This is a genomic window from Agarivorans albus, assembly GCF_019670105.1.
Taxonomy (GTDB): Bacteria; Pseudomonadota; Gammaproteobacteria; order Enterobacterales; family Celerinatantimonadaceae; genus Agarivorans; species Agarivorans albus.
Genome location: NZ_AP023032.1, coordinates 4,466,615 through 4,482,081, shown reverse-complemented (window position 1 = coordinate 4,482,081; position 15,467 = coordinate 4,466,615). Strand labels below are relative to the sequence as shown.

Here is a 15,467-nt window from a genome sequence, read left to right as displayed (position 1 = left end):
AGCAAAATAAAGACGCTTTTCAACAATAATTCATGGTCTTAGCTATGATAAAATAGGCAAAAAATTCGGAGACGCTATGCCCTATCAGTGGATTTTACTTGGCCTTGCTAGTCTTATAGCTATTGGCATCTTATTACATCACCCTTCACGCACCTTAGGTATTCCTTCGCTGCTGATTTTTATGGGGGTGGGTTTATCCATTGGTAATGGCGAATTCAATTTTGTTTACGATAATCTGGCGGTTACTTCGCTGGTGGGATCTTTTGCCTTAAACATCATTGTATTTGTGGGCGGTATAAATACGCCTTTGCAAAGTATTAAGGTTGCTTATAAAGAAGGTGGGGTATTGTCTTCACTGGGGGTGGTGTTCACCTCGTTTATTTTTGCCGCTATTTTTTACCTAATATTTGATTATGACTTTGTCTATTGCTTGCTGTTTGCTGCGGTTGTGTCGTCCACTGATGCTGCAGCGGTATTCTCAATTTTAGAATCGAAAAAGCTCAAACTAAAAGAAAGTACCGATACGGTGTTGGAGTTTGAGTCAGCCACTAATGACCCGGTGGCGCTAATTATGGTGGTGATTCTTACCGCTTTGTCTTTGTCACCTGACAGCGGCGTATCGGCTATGGAAATTAGCCAAACTTTGGCGATTCAAGTCATTGGCGGATTGGCGATTGGCTTTATTGTGGGCAAGATATGTGTATTAGCCCTAAGTAAAATTAGCTTGCAAGAATATGGCTTAATTCCAGTATTTGTATTGGCCTGTTTTATCTTAGCGACTTATGGCAGTGAGTTAGCTGGCGGTAATGTGCTAATAGCTTGTTACGTGAGCGGTGTGGTAATTGGTAATGGCTTGAAGCGTGGTAAAGAAGTGAATAAGCACTTTTTTAATAGCTTGTCGTGGTTAGCCCAAGCAGTGATGTTTATTATTCTAGGGCTGCAAATCTTCCCGCAACAATTACTAGATGTATTGTGGGTGGCCATCGTCCCAAGCGCTATTTTGATGTTGGTGGCCCGCCCTCTTGCAGTGCAACTTTGTTATCTGCCATTTCGCCAAGCTACTTGGAAGAAGCGTTTGTTTATTTCATCCATTGGTTTAAAAGGGGCTACTCCGATTGTATTTGCATTGATCCCCGCTGCGGCCGGTGTAGAAGGCGCTTTAGAGATGATGCACATGGTGTTTTTTGTGGTGCTTTATTCGGTGTTTATTCAAGGTGCAGCTATCGAGCCGCTGGCGAAAAAACTTCAACTCAATCAAGGCGAATCATAGGCAAACCTAAGCGAATACTCGCTGGAACTAGGGCTTGGTGTTATGACAATGCTCGATAATCAGCTCTCGCAGCCAGCTGTGTGCGGGGTCGTTTTCTAGGTGTTGTGGCCAAGCGAGTAAGTAGCTAAACGGGGCCATGTAAATCGGCAAAGGCAGCAACTCTAGTTGGTGAGTTTTTATCACTTGCTGGGCGAAGCTGCGGGTGCAGGTAAACACCAAGTCGCTAGATTGACAAAGCAAGGCTGCGGCAAAAAAATCGGCGGTAAGAGTGCTGTTTTCAATATGCAGCCCTTGCTCTGCAAGTACCGAGTGCAATAACCAACGATCGCCAACTTCACATTCGCAGGTTAGGTGAGCTTGCTGCATGTAGCAGTCTAAATCCCATTGCTGGCTTAACACTGGGTGGTCTTTTCTCACTAAACAAACATGGTCGTCTCTAAATAACTCAAAGCTATGAATTTGAGCGGGCACTTGTTTAACTTGAAAGTGACTTGGCGCGCGTTCGTCGTTATCGCGAGCCACAATAGCTAAATCAAATTCCCCTTTTTGCAGACCTTCGATACTGCCTGGCTCTAGGCGGTGAGTATCCAGCTTTAGGCCGGGTGCTTGTTGCATCAATTTGCCAAAAAAACGTGGCAATAAGGTAGCAAAGCAGGTTTCATTAAGGCAGCAGCGAAAGTTACGTTGGCTAATCGCTGGCTCAAAGCCTTCTGCTTCAATCATTTCATTAGCGCTTTGCAGCCACTGCCGCAATTTAGGTTCTAGGCTGCGCACCCTTGGCGTTGGGCTTAAGCCATTGGCATGGCGAATAAATAAAGGATCGTTTAGCTGCTGACGCAATTTGGCCAATTGCTTACTCACTGCCGATTGGGTGAGGAATAGCTTATCTGCTGCTTTGGATACACTGCGTTCTTCAAGCAAGGTGAGTAAAACTCGCAGTAGATTAAGATCGTATTGCTGAGACATGATATTCCTGTGAGGACTATGAGTGAATCTAAACTATCATTATGATTCATAAAGTGCAGGACTTACAATGCCCACCTTGTTTTTGGAGCATGCTATGTCGAAGCCTTTACCCCTATTCATGTTAATGGTGCTGTTCTCACCCTTAGCGATTGATATCTTTTTACCCGCTATTCCACAAATGGCGCAGGCCTTTGATGTGCCTGTGGCGTGGATTGCTCAAACTATCCCGGTGTTTTTGTTTTCTTTTGGTATTGGCCAGTTGTTAGTGGGCCCATTGGCCGACCGCTATGGCCGTAGACCATTGGCTTTGGTAGGTGCGCTGTTATATTTGGCAAGCTCTGCCTTGGCGGCGATAGCCAGTAGTTATGAACTGTTAATGCTCGCGCGCTTAGCTCAAGGCATTGCGGCTAGCTGTTTGTCGGTGGCGGCGTTTGCCGGGGTGCGTGATGTATTTGGTGCCGAGCGCTCAAAAAATATATTTAGCTATTTAAACGGTGTGATTTGCATTGTCCCTGCATTGGCACCCGTGTTAGGTGGCGTGCTCACCCATTGGTGGTCATGGGCAGCAAACTTTTGGTTTATGGTGGCATTTGCGCTGGTGGTATTTTTGGCGCTGCTATTTGGTTTAAAAGAAACTAAACCTCAAGCTAACGTGTTTACTGGGCGCTTGTATTCTTTTAGTCGTTACTATTCGGTTATTACGGTAGCTAGCTTTCGTTTTTATTCCTTGTTGGTAATGTTGGGGATGGCGATGATTATTGGCTATGTTTCGCAGTCTGCTGGCCGTTTAATGGTGGATATGCAGCTATCTAGTGCCGACTATGCCTTGTGGTTTGGCTGCAACGCTGCCATTAACATTGTGGCTGCATTTTTGGCTCCTCAAGTAATTAAGCAGATCGGACAAACAGCAGGCCTTTGGCTTGGCGCAAGTTTAATGGCAGGCGCGGCCATTGCCTTAGTTCTAGGCCAGCAGGTATTGCATCCGCTGGCGTTTATGGCTCCGGTATTTGTCTCTAGCATTGGTTTTTGTCTGTTAATTGCAGTGGGAACTGGCAGCGCTTTAGCGCCTTTTGGTGACAAAGCGGGCACGGCTTCTGCTTTATTGGGCTTTGTACAAATGACCGGTTCTGCAAGTTTAGTGGGCATCTTAGGTGTAAGTGGTTTAGCCAATACGGAGCAACTTGCCTTGTTAATGGCGCTGCCATTTGCGGCCATGACGCTAGCCATTTGCAAAAGTGGCTTACGGTTTGAAACCAGTAATTAGCTAGTTGAATTAGCTGTAGTATTTATGAAAAAAGCGCCTAGTTGGCGCTTTTTTAGTTTTATTTTCACTTAAGCGGTTTTTTTAGCTAACTAGACGCGCTAAATCTGGCGGGTGGTTTATAGTTTTAAGTAAGTGAAATTAAGTCGCGTTGGTAGTTATCACGTGAAGATCCTACTACTTTTGTTGTTTATTTGCCCTTTAGCTTGGGGAAAAGCGTCGGTGGTTTTTATAAACCCCGGTAAAGCTGAAGAAAGCTTTTGGCAAGATGTAGATATGTTTGCTAATGCTGCCGCTAAGCGTTTAGCGCTTGATTACCGTACTTTTCACGGAGAGCGTAATCATTACTCAATGATTAAGCACATCGAATGGATGATCAACAATCAGCAGCTGCCCGATTACCTCATGCTGGTGAACGAGAAGCAAGCCTTGCCTCGAATGCTTAGCCTGCTAGAAGGGCAATCGGTTTATGTATTGGTGTTGCTTAATGATGTGAGTGTTGAACAGCAACAGCTTCGCAATAATAACCCCCATTGGCAAAATTACTTGCTGTCTTGCATCGTGCCTAACAACTTGTGGGCGGGTTACCAAACGGCCCAATCCATGTACTTAAATGCCGAACAAGTGACTGGTGAAGCGGTAATTATCTCGGGAGATAAAACTACTCCTGCTTCAGTAGAGCGCACAGCTGGCGCTGTCGATTTCTTTCAACACCAAGCAGGTATTGACTTAAAACAGGTTATTTATGGCCATTGGGATGAACAGCGTAGCTACCAACAAACTAAAGTTTTGCTGAAACGCTACCCCGATTTGAAATACCTGTGGACAGCTAACGATCACATGGCTTTTGGCAGTATTAAAGCGATTAAAGAATTAGGAAAGCAACCAGGTAGGGATGTGATTGTTGGCACCGTAAATACCTCACAACAAGCCTTGTTGTTGCGCGAGCAAGGTGAAATTAGCGCCTTGGCGGGTGGTCACTTTACCGCGGCGGGTTGGGGACTAAGTTTGATTCATCGACATATTCAAGGGCAAGCACTGCCAAGTAAAGTGAATGCCCCTTTGTTTGTAATGTTGCAGCCAGGGACAGAGGCCTTTGAAAAAGTAAAACAGAAGAAATGGGATGCAGTAATGTTTGAGAACATGCTGCTAGAAGCCGGCAATCCGCTTAGTTTTCAGTTTGCTCAGTAGGTTGTTATGAAAGGGGCTTTTAAACTTCGCACTCCTATTGCCAAACGCTTGGTCATATTAATTGTAAGCGCTAGCACCTTGTTTGCTTTGTTATCTGTGGCCGTGCAACTGGCTTTCAATTTTTCAGGCGCAGTTAAAAATGCTGAGCAGTGGGTTGATGAATATAACCAAGCAAACTTGAGCGCGATTGAGCGAGCAGTATGGGAAATTGATTACCAGCTGCTGGATGATTTGCTGCAAGGTTTTGTGCAGCAGCAATATGTGTCGTCGGTAAATTTTTCTACCGACGAAGGTATGGCTTCGGGCGTTGGTGAAGCTGATTTAAGCCAGAAGTTTTATGTTTATTCACTCGACCACCAAGGTACTGCGCTGGGCAAACTTACGGTTGGCCTAGACTTATCCTTGATCAAGCAAGATATAAAAGCCCAAGCCTTGGTTATACTGCTAACTAATGGCTTAAAAACCTTTTTAATGAGTTTGATTATTTTACTGCTTGTAGGGCGGATTGTGACTGGCGACTTACGGCGTTTAGCCGAGGCTGCAGACCAGATATTTACCGAAGAACAACAGATTGTTCAGTTGCCCAGTAAGCTACTAAAACGTAATGATGAAATTGGCTTAGTGGCCAGCTCTATGCAACAGCTACAACAACGTTTGCAACGTGGCTTAGATGCTCGTTTAGAAGCCGAGCAACAGTTGCACCAGCACCGGCAGGTGTTAGAAGAAACCGTTGAACAACGCACCTCGGTGCTTAATTGGCAAACCGAAGCTAATCAATTGCTGTCCGAGATCTCCCTGTCTTTTTTAAATCAAACATCCAGCAATTCAAAGGCATTGTTACAGCGAGCCACCTCCGCAATAGGCAGTTTGTTCCCGATAGAGCGGGTGGTGGTATTGGAGTTTGAGCGCCAGCAAGCGATTTATCGCGATGTATGGAGTGTGCCAGGGCATTTAGCGCCTATAGAGCCGGTGGACTTAAGCCAACTTAGTGAGCTAAAGCGGCGTTTGGTGAGTGTAGCGCCAATAGTAGTGAGTGATGTGGAGAAGCTTAAACGGCATGCTCCCGCCGAATATCAGCTACTCAAACAATACGGGATAAAGTCCTTTGTAGGTATTCCCTTAAGTGATGGTAATAAGGCCTTTGGTTTACTTAATTGTGTGAGCTTGAGTTATTGCGCGATTTGGGACGACTACCAAGTAGTATTGTTAAGTCAATTTGCCGCTGCCATTAGTGGTCTGTTAATTAACGAAAAAAACGATCAGGCGATGAACCGTTTGCAAAATGAGTTACTTCAGGTAAATGAGCGCTTGCAGGTATTAGCCGAAACCGACGAGCTAACAGGTTTGGTTAACCGTAGGCCGTTTAAGCGAGAATTAAATCGTGCTGTAACCAGTGCCAGAAGGCACAAAACCCAGTTGGCAGTGCTAATGGCCGACATCGATTATTTCAAAGCTTACAACGACCACTACGGGCATGTGCAAGGTGATGAAGCTTTAAAGCTGGTGGCTAAAGCCCTAACAGAGGTGGTAAAGCGAAGTGAAGATTGTGTTGCACGGGTCGGCGGTGAAGAGTTTGCCATTTTAGTCTCTGATGCTAATCAACAAGATCTGCCCAAAATGGCTGAGCAGGTGGTTAAAGAAGTTGCCAAACTACAAATTGAACATGCGGATTCGCAAGTAAGCGCGGTATTAACAATTAGTGTCGGTGGTATTTTGATTGAACCTGATGATGTTATTGACCCTACCAAGCTGTTAGAACTTGCCGATAGCTGTTTGTATAAGGCAAAACATCAGGGGCGTAATCAAGCAGTATTAGATCTGGATGTTTAAGTACTGCGTTAGTTCAAAAATATAAGCTTTTCTGGCAGTTACCGAGCCCTGGTTTGTTCCTAATCAAAGTTACAGAGGATCTTAATTTCTCCCAACAAAGCGGTGAAGTGGGTCGCATTTATTGGTGGTTGTTTTCTCCACAATGGTGATTGTACTGACCGCTTGCAGGGAGAAATACCATGAACCAAGGCATACTCAACGTTCTGGCTTTAAGCATTGTTCTCACTAAGTACTTAGGTATTGTTGTATTAGCTGGCATGGCGCTATGCTCTACCGCGCTGGCTGCAGAGTTGCTACTGGTATTCGCAGCTGAGGTCACAGAATAGCCAGATAATTTGCGCCAGCTTCATTCTTAATTGTTCATTTGTCAGTAAGTCGGTAATTATGTTTTATAATATAAACATGGCTAACAAGGATTGAGGACTTGAACATGAGCCATACAAGAATGCTTAAACTGGCGATAAGTGCCTATGTTGCTTGTGCTTTATTGGCATTTTTGGCGACCGCCTTCAGTGGCGGCTTTTCTGATAATCACATCATCCAGCGAGTGTGGATCTTTCCTTTACGGTTTGAGTTTGCCTTAGTGCTGCTGTTTCTTAGCTTGCTGGCTAGTTACTCCTTACTGCACGACAGTTTACATGGCCGCTTGTTACTTACCGGGATTGCGGTCGTGCATATCCTAAATATGATCTTTGCAACCAGTTTGGTGGAGTCTTCGATAGCGGCTTTGTTTAGCGCGGCCAGTATGATGAGCCTAGGTTTACTGGTGTATGTTGCTTGGACCAATCCACAAAACACTAAAGTGAAGCGCTTGCAGCAATATCAAATACAACGACGCCGCGCCAAAGAAGAGCAAGATAAGATTGATTATGCTTATTTAAACGCTGTGCCTCCAACCAATGAGCAGCATGCTGAGCACTTAGGCAAAGAGAGCCATTAGCCCTGAAACTACAAGATCAAGTTATTTGATTAAGCGGGTTCTTGTAGTTGTTGGCAATAGCTCCAAAGGTAGAGGCTACCAATAGCGAGGCCAGGCAGAATGGCTTCTAATAAATCGGGTGTTTGCTGCCAAGTATGTAACAAGACTGGAATCGCCAGCATAACTAACCAAGATACCGACATCGCCGACCAACGCACTCCTTGGCTATAACCCCAATAAGCCAGCATTGATTTAGCGATAAAGCTAATTAACCAGGTTGATACAAAAGCATAACTGCCCTGAACCAAGCCCGCTTTTAAGGCAACTTGGTTACCGTGTTCGCTATTCACAAAGGCAGCCCAAGCGCCATACACCAAGGCTGCCAGTAAGGCGATTTGCCAAGGGCTAAGCCGGTTAACTAGCTTGCGGTAGTTATTAATCATTAAGCACTGCTGGCCAGTTTTTGTCGGCACTAACAATGAAATCATCGCGATTAGCCGTCCATTTTTGCTGCACACTGGCGTTATAGTTTAAGTAAAGCTTGCCATCGAGCACGGTGAACTGCTCTGGTTCAATGCTGGCTGTTTTGCCTTTGGCTACCGCATAGGCGCAGTACCCACCATATTGTGGCGCAAACTTTTCTGGCTCGGCTTTAAACATAGCCAGGTTTTCTGCACTGCTAAAGCGCCACGTAGCACCTTGCCATTCGTATTCAAAACTCTCTTTGCCTTCTACTGGTTTGTTCTCAGTAAAATAAGCCACGCTATCGTAACCTTTGATGGCTAGGTTATTAAACCAAGACGTGTAGATAGGATCTGCAGCAAAGCTGTATCCGGAGACAAACAGTAAGGCTAGTATTAGCTTTTTCATAGGGTTACCTCGTCGATTAAATCAGAACGGATGATGGAAAGTTGGCGTTGTTGTTTCTCTAGTAAGCCGGCGTCTAAGGGCTGATTAGCTTGGCTAAGTTGCTGTCGCCACGCTTGTAGGCTAGCTTCTGGGTAGTAATCAAACTCGCTATCTAGGGCACTTAGGCGTACTTGGCAAATGCTTTTGCTGTGTGCTTCATCTCTGTCCATAAGCACTGAGTGGCTGCGGTTTTCTTGGCATTGCTGCAGGTGAATATCGCTAAGTACTCGTTCGGCAGAGCTAGGTTTATGTTCTAGCCATTGTTGGAAGCGGTGTTTTCGGCTAGCCAACACTTGTTGGGTATTTAAGGCTGATGAACTGAGCTGAATGGCCTTGTCGCTAAGATGATGATGGCTAAGCTGTTTACCATTCCAAGAAAAGTGCTGGCAATCATTAGCTGATATCATTAATAGATCAAAAGGGTTGAAGTGCTGGTAATCTTGCTTGGCTAAATGTTGCTCAAGGTGTTGGCTGCTGCCTAACGCCAAGGCTTGGGGAATAATTTGTCCACGAGTGGGCGCACCTGCATGCTGTGGATCTTGGTAACGATTTAATAGCGCTAATACAACTCCATGATTGTTAAAGCCAAACCACGTACCGCCAGCTTGCCCATCAACGGGGTAAACCAATACCGTATCACCCTTATGCTGTTGCTTTATGCCTGCTTCATGGCGATGACGGGCTTCATCGCGGTTCATGGTAATTACGGTTTGCTGGTCAAGACGCAATACACTAACAGTACACATTTAGTTGCCTTGTTGGCGCAGGTAACTCGCAGTGCTAGGTGCGATGCCCATGTTATTATCTACCGATAAGCCCAGCTCTTTTGCCACTAATTTGGCATAAGCAACATGGTGCACGGTATGGTTAATTAAGTAGCATAATTCGCGGCTTAAACTGCTATCAAACTGCATGCTCTGTTGCTGCTTTAAAGAAATCTCTGACTCCACCTTAATCGGGCGTTCATCAATGCTGGATTGTGGGTGAAGGAACCAGTTACACAGCTGATTAATCAGTTGTAAGGCTAGGCTTGGATCGTTTTCTATATCGCTATCTCGGTGGCGTGAATTGTAATCAATACTGCCTTTATCCAAACCATGCTGTAGAGCTAAGAAGTGATCTAGAATGTGTCGTACATGGCGACCAATGCCAGATTCACTGTGAACAGAGGGCTGGTTGTAGAGTGCTCCATCACTCGCTTCTACTAATTGTTGCACTTGCTGAAGTGCTTCTACGGTAGCGTCACGCAGCTGCTTCATTGTTTCTCCATTTATTTAAAAAGCGTTCACTACCAGTTTGACCGAGGTAACGACGTAAATATTTCTCAGGGGTTTTTCTTAAATCAACAATAATTAGTCCATCTAGCGACTGATTGAAGCTGTTGTTCACTGAAAAACAGACAAAGCGGCCATTTAACGCTAAGTAGTGACGCAGCAAAATGGGGATCGATTTACCCGGTTCACATTGACCCACCAGTTTATTAAGAATGGCAATGTTGCTAAGCGACGCGAGTACCTTGCTCGACCATACTTTGCCTTTCACCTTTAAAGGCACAATAGGCTTAACATCGTTTAGATAGCGCTGCTCAGCACGAAAAGCCGAAATCATCGAATCTGAGATAAAGGCTTGAGCCAGCTCGGAATGCTCTTGGGAAATGCTCACACAACCAAATAAAGTGTGATACTGCGGGTTTTCTGCCACGTAGTGACCAATGCCTTGCCACAGTAAATCGAGCGCTCGAGGATGGCGCTGGTATTTAGGCACCACAAAGGAGCGGCCCATTTCTAAACAATCGCCCATGCGTTTCAAATAAGCTTGGTCAAAATCGTATAGTGAGCGGCTATACAGAGCATTGATGCCGTGTTGCTCAACAATTTCGTTGGCATGACCAAGGCGGTAACCTCCTACCAAGCAATGGGCGTCGTTATCCCAAACAAATAAGTGCAAATAGTGAGGGTCGAACTGGTCGCTGTCTAAGTGTTTGCCAGTACCCTCTCCGGCAGCTCTGAAGGTGACTTCCCGTGCCAAGGCTATCTCATCCATAATCGGCCCTAAGCGTGGGTAGGGGGCGCAATACACACTAAAGTTACGGTGGCTGACTAATATGCAGTCTTCTAAAGTATCTAACTGCTTACGTAGTTCTTGGCGGCCATTAGGCAAACATTCAACTAAGTGCAGCGGCGGGTGCTTGGGCGCAGCTTTAGCTTTTTTATTGTTAGGTAAACTCAGTAAATCAGTCGCTACCCGCAAGTAATCGGTAACGGCTTGTTCATCACTTAAGTCTTGATAATCTTTAGGTGCAATAATTTCGCCAATTTGCATGGTAAATTCACGACCACGTTTGTTTATTAGCTCTCTTGGCAGAAGGGCAGTACGTAGGCGGCGATGCAATAAACCGGCGAGATAAAACAATTTGGAATTACGCCCAGTAACAAAACAAGGTAATACGTGAGCCTTATAACGTTTGGCTAAACGTCCAACCAAATTGTTCCATTGGCGATCTTCTATTTGACCCGTTTCAGTATTGATGGCTGACACCATGCCCGCGGGGTAAATCATTAATGCTCCACCCTTAGATAAGTGCTGGCAAGACATGCGAATGCCGCGAGCATTTTTCTTGGCGGCTTGCTCAGAGAGCACGTCTACGCCAATAAACAGATCTTGAAACTCTTCTATATTGGCTAACAGTTCATTTGTGAGCACTTTTAAGTCGGGGCGCACTTGTAGCAATAATTCGCTCATTGCTACGCCTTCTAAGCCGCCCAAAGGATGGTTAGCCACAATCAGTAGCGGACCTTCTTGCGGCACATTTTTAAGTGCTTCTGGATTGTTGGCGAGTAACGAGAAATCTAAACGGTGCATGGTATGACGCAAAAACTTTTGTGCTGTTTGGCTGTCATTTACAAAGTTAGGGGCAGCATCATAGTGCTTGGCCAAAGTGCTTAAGCCCAAGATCTTTTCTATTACTCTCGCTAACCACTGTGGGCGCATACTCAGCCTAAATGGATTATTTTTTTCCTGCATGGATTACTCCTTAATCCGTTTCTGGATAACAAGCAGTGAGTTCACGCTCATGTTTCCAGCGTACTAGCAGCTCTTTAAATTTAGGTGGTCGATAACCACGTTTGCGATTGGCAGCACCTAGTTCAAATAAGGTTTTGTATTGAAACAATAACGAGCGCATTGCTTCGCGAAAGGGAGTTTTACGATCCCAAATATGCAGCGATTCAGAGCTAGCGCTATTAATTTCGACAATCTCCAGATTGGTTCCTTGTTGTAAGTGGGTGATGTCGGCGAATTTAATGTCCATTCGTCCGTAATAGAACTCGGGTAAATCGGCCATCATCTGGTTAATCGCTTGGTTTAATTCTGGAGTGATTAAATCATTGGCATCGCGAAAAATAGCGCCGCGACAATGACTGGCCGAAAACACCAATTTATAGGGTTGGCCTTCATCGATTATGCTGTCTAGTTTGTCGTGATGACGACTTAAATACAGGTGTTGCAGTTCGCTAGCGCGAGGGTCCGCCTTAATCAGCTGTTTTAAGGTGGACTGGCCATCACCCACTACATAAGGCGTGTACTTTAATGCTAAAGAAATAATCTCACCTTGTGGCTGGTCGGGGTGGCGTACAAAGAACACGCCGGCCTCGGCTTCATAGCTGGCCAATTTTTGAATCAACATGGCAGCATTAAGCGGATAGTTTTCTAGACAATCTTGCAGCTCTTGGCGGTTATGCAGCAACTTTACTCCCGCACCACGGCAGCCAATATCGGGTTTGCCTACAATTGGAAACTCGAGGCCGCGTTGTTGCATTTGCTCTAATAAGTCTTCTACTTGGCGCGCCAATGGTGCGCCGGTGCGATTGACTTTCATCCAGGCAAGGACAGCGTCGTCACATGACCCCGTAGCTTGAGCCAGCAGTTCGCTTTTGCCTACACCGACCATGCCGGCTAAAGGGAGTTTAGGGTTTGCCAATAGCGGTAAAGTGAACGAGCGATGGCGAATGCCTAAGGCTATCCATTGAAATACCACTGGAATATACACTGCCCAAGTTGGCCAAAATTCAAAGAAAGAAGTGGTTTTTCCGTTCATATCTAGGGCCGGCATACCGGGGGATACGTAAGGCGAAGAGGGCTTGGTATTTGTTTGTTCAGTCACAGTGACGGCACTTCCTTTTGCTTTTTATCTGTACTAACAGACCTGCGTATTGCGATAAATAATTCAATCTCGGTTAGATTTAGTCTAGTTCAGCAAATTGATTAACCCAATACAGTGTATTAATGCTTCAGTCTAAGCGAGAATAGTTACCAATAAATGTAAGACTTTCGGATGGTTGCGCTGAATGATTATTGAAGATTTACACTTACTGGCTGGTCAGCATCAGTTGGCGATAAAACGCTGGGAGTTAAAAGCTGGCGAGCACTGGGCGATCTTTGGCCATAGTGGTAGCGGTAAATCTTTGTTGGGTGCTTGGTTGGTGGGAGATTTAGCAGCCGAGCGGGCCACCTTAAGCCAGCAACCACAGCGTATAGCTTTAGTCTCTTTAGAGCAGCAACAGGCTTTGCTTGAGCGCGAACTCGCCGACGATGACAGTGAGTTCACCGATAAAATAGATAGTGGGCACACAGTACTTGAGTTGCTTGAAGCTGGCTGTTCCGAGCCGCGTTTACTTGAGCGAGTGAGCCAGCAGTGCGATTTAACCCATTTACTTAAGCGCGGTTTTCGTTTGTTATCAACTGGCGAAACGCGTCGCTTGATGCTGGCTTTAGCACTGATTAAGCAACCACAATTGTTGATTTTAGACGAACCTTTTGCCGGCTTAGATCTCCGCCATCAACAGCAATTACTCGCCCTGCTTGAACAACTAGCCAAAGAGTGTCAGCTATTGATCATTAGCTCACGTGATGACGAGTTGCCAGCTTCAATTAGTCATGTAGCGGTGCTTGATGAACAAGGCCTAAGCCAGCAACTCACCATTGAGCAGTGGTTACAGCATCCCGAGCGCCAGCAAATGGAACAGCAAGCTGAGCAACAATCCTTGGCCATTGTGCAGGCTCTGCGTGAGTTTCAGCAAGTAGAACCAGTTACACCCCTATTCGCGATTACTCAAGGCTCGGTGAGTTATGCCGGTGAAACATTGTTTAGTGGCTTAAATTGGCAAATACACTACGGTGAGCATTGGCAGGTTCGTGGCCCCAATGGTTGTGGAAAAAGCAGCTTGTTGAATCTAATTTTTGGTGACCACCCACAGTGTTACAGTAATCAAATAGAGGTTATGGGATTTCGCCGTGGCAGCGGTGAAAGTATCTGGCAAGTTAAGCAGCATATTGGCATGGTCTCGGCGGCCTTACATTTACAATATCGGGTCAACTGTAGTGCCCTTGAGGTGGTGTTGTCGGGTCTGTACGACTCTATTGGCGTTTATCAACAAGCCAGTGAACTTGAGCTTGAACAAGCACGTTTATGGTTACAACTATTTGGTCTGGCTAACTTAGAAAAACACTACTTTAAAAGTTTGTCTTATGGGCAACAGCGTTTGTTGATTATTGCTCGCGCCTTGGTGAAAGGGCCGCAACTATTATTGCTGGACGAGCCCTGCCAAGGCCTAGATTTTTTACAACGTAATACGGTGTTAAAAGCCTTAGAATTAGTGGCAAAACACAATCTTAGTCAGCTAGTGTATGTTACTCACCATCAAGATGATGCCTTGCCTAGCATTAAGCACTTTATCGATTTTGCCGATGGCGCGGTGCATCTAAGTACGCTTTGAGCGCGGCACTATGCTGCAAATGAATCTCAAGTTCACAGGAGTAATAAGATGAGTTGGTATATAGCGGTTCTTAAAAAATATCTGGTGTTTAATGGGCGCGCTCGACGCAAAGAATATTGGATGTTTGTGCTTTTCAACAGCATCATCGGAGTGATATTAAGTTTTATTGACCAAGTTACCGGAACCGTTAATCTTGAATCTGGCTTAGGGGTATTGGGCAGTATTTACACCTTGGCGGTATTGCTACCTTCTCTGGCAGTGGCTGTGCGCAGGCTGCATGATACCGGGCGTAGTGGTTGGTGGTTGTTTATATTACTCCTGCCAATTATTGGCGTATTAGTGCTGTTATTTTTCTTTTTGTCTGACAGCGAAAGTGAAGCCAATGCTTATGGGGAAAACCCTAAAGCTCAAGCTGTTTAGCGTTTACTATGTGGTGTTGGCCAATAAATGCATGCAAATGAAACCACAGGTGTAGGGCTAAATCGCCAATACTATCGGCGTGGTCCTGATTACCGCCATGGTGATAGCGTGGACTTCGCCGACATTAAGCAAACTTTTGGCTTTGCTGGTTTAGCGATTGGCGCTTGGGTTAATAAACAAGAGAAACAACGCGCCGCAGAGCTAATTTTTGATGCTTTAGCCGATCTGGCGTTTTTGCTTAATCTACCTCCAGTTGCCTTAGGTTTAAGAGGCAGCTTAAGTTTGGCTTTTGGTACAGGTGGGCAAGCTAATGTGCAGGCTCACTATGCGCCAGCAAGTCAAACCCTCGCGCTTGCTAAAAACGCTGGTGCCGGGGCATTAGCTCATGAGTGGTGGCACGCATTTGATCACTATATGGCTGAAAAGTTGTTTTGCCAGCCGGCCAGGCGCAACGAGTTTGCCTCTACGCGTTGGTTAGCCGATGAGAAACAATATCCCCATCCCTTAAATCAGCTGCTTGATCAGGTGTTTGCTGCAGTGTTTTTAAGTGAGCAAGGGCAAAACCTACACCCCTATGTAAGCCGTTCAGTCGCTTTAGATAAACAGTTAGGGCAACGTTATTTTAGTTTACCTACAGAAATGATGGCGCGGGCGTTTGAAGCATGGATTCAAAGTCGTAACGATATCAAAAACAGCTATTTAGTCAGTGGCACCAAACAAACAGAATTGGCCAAACAGGGAGCCTATCCCGATGATCAGCATTTGTCGCAAATTGGTAGTTGTATTTTGCCGTACTTTGAAACATTAGGTCGAGCACTCGAGTCTAAATAGCAGGATCTAATGACCACCGCTTGATTTGTTTCATCTATGTGTGATGGTGCATAAGTTTTCTATTCACAAATAAAACAAGGATCGTATACTTATTGG

At 45.4% G+C, this 15,467-nt stretch carries 16 protein-coding genes; 9 read left to right on the top strand and 7 right to left on the bottom strand.

Annotated features, from left to right (window positions below; translation table 11 throughout):
- The first annotated feature begins 76 nt into the window (after positions 1–76).
- On the top strand, positions 77–1,270 hold the full coding sequence (locus tag K5620_RS20265; protein ID WP_016403142.1) for a potassium/proton antiporter: 1,194 nt from the start codon (positions 77–79) through the stop codon (positions 1,268–1,270).
- Between the two features lie 27 nt (positions 1,271–1,297).
- On the opposite strand, the gene K5620_RS20260 is transcribed toward K5620_RS20265, so the two are convergent.
- On the bottom strand, positions 1,298–2,236 hold the full coding sequence (locus K5620_RS20260; RefSeq protein WP_016403143.1) for a LysR family transcriptional regulator: 939 nt from the start codon (positions 2,234–2,236) through the stop codon (positions 1,298–1,300).
- Between the two features lie 94 nt (positions 2,237–2,330).
- Here K5620_RS20260 and K5620_RS20255 point away from each other — a divergent pair, with 94 nt between their 5' ends.
- The 5 genes from K5620_RS20255 to K5620_RS20235 all read left to right on the top strand — a co-directional run bounded on the left by K5620_RS20255 (position 2,331) and on the right by K5620_RS20235 (position 7,458).
- Positions 2,331–3,500 (top strand): multidrug effflux MFS transporter, encoded by a 1,170-nt coding sequence (locus tag K5620_RS20255; protein WP_040307504.1) that lies wholly within the window; start codon positions 2,331–2,333, stop codon positions 3,498–3,500.
- Between the two features lie 219 nt (positions 3,501–3,719).
- Positions 3,720–4,688 (top strand): ABC transporter substrate-binding protein, encoded by a 969-nt coding sequence (locus tag K5620_RS20250; protein WP_221077426.1) that lies wholly within the window; start codon positions 3,720–3,722, stop codon positions 4,686–4,688.
- 6 nt (positions 4,689–4,694) lie between these two features.
- Entirely contained in the window at positions 4,695–6,518 is a 1,824-nt protein-coding gene (locus K5620_RS20245) for a sensor domain-containing diguanylate cyclase (RefSeq protein WP_016403146.1), read from the top strand.
- A gap of 179 nt (positions 6,519–6,697) precedes the next feature.
- On the top strand, positions 6,698–6,844 hold the full coding sequence (locus K5620_RS20240; RefSeq protein WP_016403147.1) for a hypothetical protein: 147 nt from the start codon (positions 6,698–6,700) through the stop codon (positions 6,842–6,844).
- A gap of 104 nt (positions 6,845–6,948) precedes the next feature.
- The gene (locus K5620_RS20235) at positions 6,949–7,458 is read left to right on the top strand and encodes a hypothetical protein (RefSeq protein WP_215426467.1); all 510 of its coding nucleotides are present in this window, start codon (positions 6,949–6,951) and stop codon (positions 7,456–7,458) included.
- A 29-nt stretch (positions 7,459–7,487) separates the two neighbouring features.
- Here K5620_RS20235 and K5620_RS20230 read toward each other — a convergent pair whose 3' ends face one another.
- The 6 genes from K5620_RS20230 to K5620_RS20205 are packed head-to-tail and all read right to left on the bottom strand — an operon-like array spanning position 7,488 to position 12,508.
- Entirely contained in the window at positions 7,488–7,880 is a 393-nt protein-coding gene (locus tag K5620_RS20230; protein ID WP_016403149.1) for a hypothetical protein, read from the bottom strand.
- A complete protein-coding gene (locus K5620_RS20225) occupies positions 7,873–8,307 on the bottom strand; it encodes a YHS domain-containing (seleno)protein (RefSeq protein WP_016403150.1) in 435 nt (144 codons plus the stop codon). The genes K5620_RS20230 and K5620_RS20225 overlap by 8 nt, the downstream gene beginning before the upstream one ends.
- A complete protein-coding gene (locus tag K5620_RS20220) occupies positions 8,304–9,092 on the bottom strand; it encodes an NRDE family protein (RefSeq protein ID WP_016403151.1) in 789 nt (262 codons plus the stop codon). The genes K5620_RS20225 and K5620_RS20220 overlap by 4 nt, the downstream gene beginning before the upstream one ends.
- Positions 9,093–9,605 carry a DinB family protein gene (locus K5620_RS20215; protein ID WP_016403152.1) on the bottom strand — a complete coding sequence of 171 codons (513 nt, stop codon included), beginning with the start codon at positions 9,603–9,605 and terminating at the stop codon, positions 9,093–9,095.
- Positions 9,589–11,370, bottom strand: coding sequence for a bifunctional lysophospholipid acyltransferase family protein/GNAT family N-acetyltransferase (locus K5620_RS20210; protein ID WP_016403153.1), 1,782 nt, complete (start codon positions 11,368–11,370; stop codon positions 9,589–9,591). The genes K5620_RS20215 and K5620_RS20210 overlap by 17 nt, the downstream gene beginning before the upstream one ends.
- Before the next feature lie 10 nt (positions 11,371–11,380).
- Positions 11,381–12,508: a D-alanine--D-alanine ligase gene (locus K5620_RS20205; protein ID WP_016403154.1), complete on the bottom strand. Its 1,128-nt coding sequence runs from the start codon at positions 12,506–12,508 to the stop codon at positions 11,381–11,383.
- 184 nt (positions 12,509–12,692) lie between these two features.
- Between K5620_RS20205 and K5620_RS20200 the strand changes: the two genes are divergently transcribed.
- From K5620_RS20200 to K5620_RS20190, 3 genes are read left to right on the top strand one after another with little or no spacing between them, the layout of a single operon-like run.
- Positions 12,693–14,120, top strand: coding sequence for an ATP-binding cassette domain-containing protein (locus K5620_RS20200; RefSeq protein WP_016403155.1), 1,428 nt, complete (start codon positions 12,693–12,695; stop codon positions 14,118–14,120).
- Positions 14,121–14,168: 48 nt separating this feature from the next.
- Positions 14,169–14,540, top strand: coding sequence for a DUF805 domain-containing protein (locus tag K5620_RS20195; RefSeq protein WP_016403156.1), 372 nt, complete (start codon positions 14,169–14,171; stop codon positions 14,538–14,540).
- 27 nt (positions 14,541–14,567) lie between these two features.
- Positions 14,568–15,371 carry a CLCA_X family protein gene (locus K5620_RS20190; protein WP_016403157.1) on the top strand — a complete coding sequence of 268 codons (804 nt, stop codon included), beginning with the start codon at positions 14,568–14,570 and terminating at the stop codon, positions 15,369–15,371.
- Positions 15,372–15,467 lie beyond the last annotated feature (96 nt).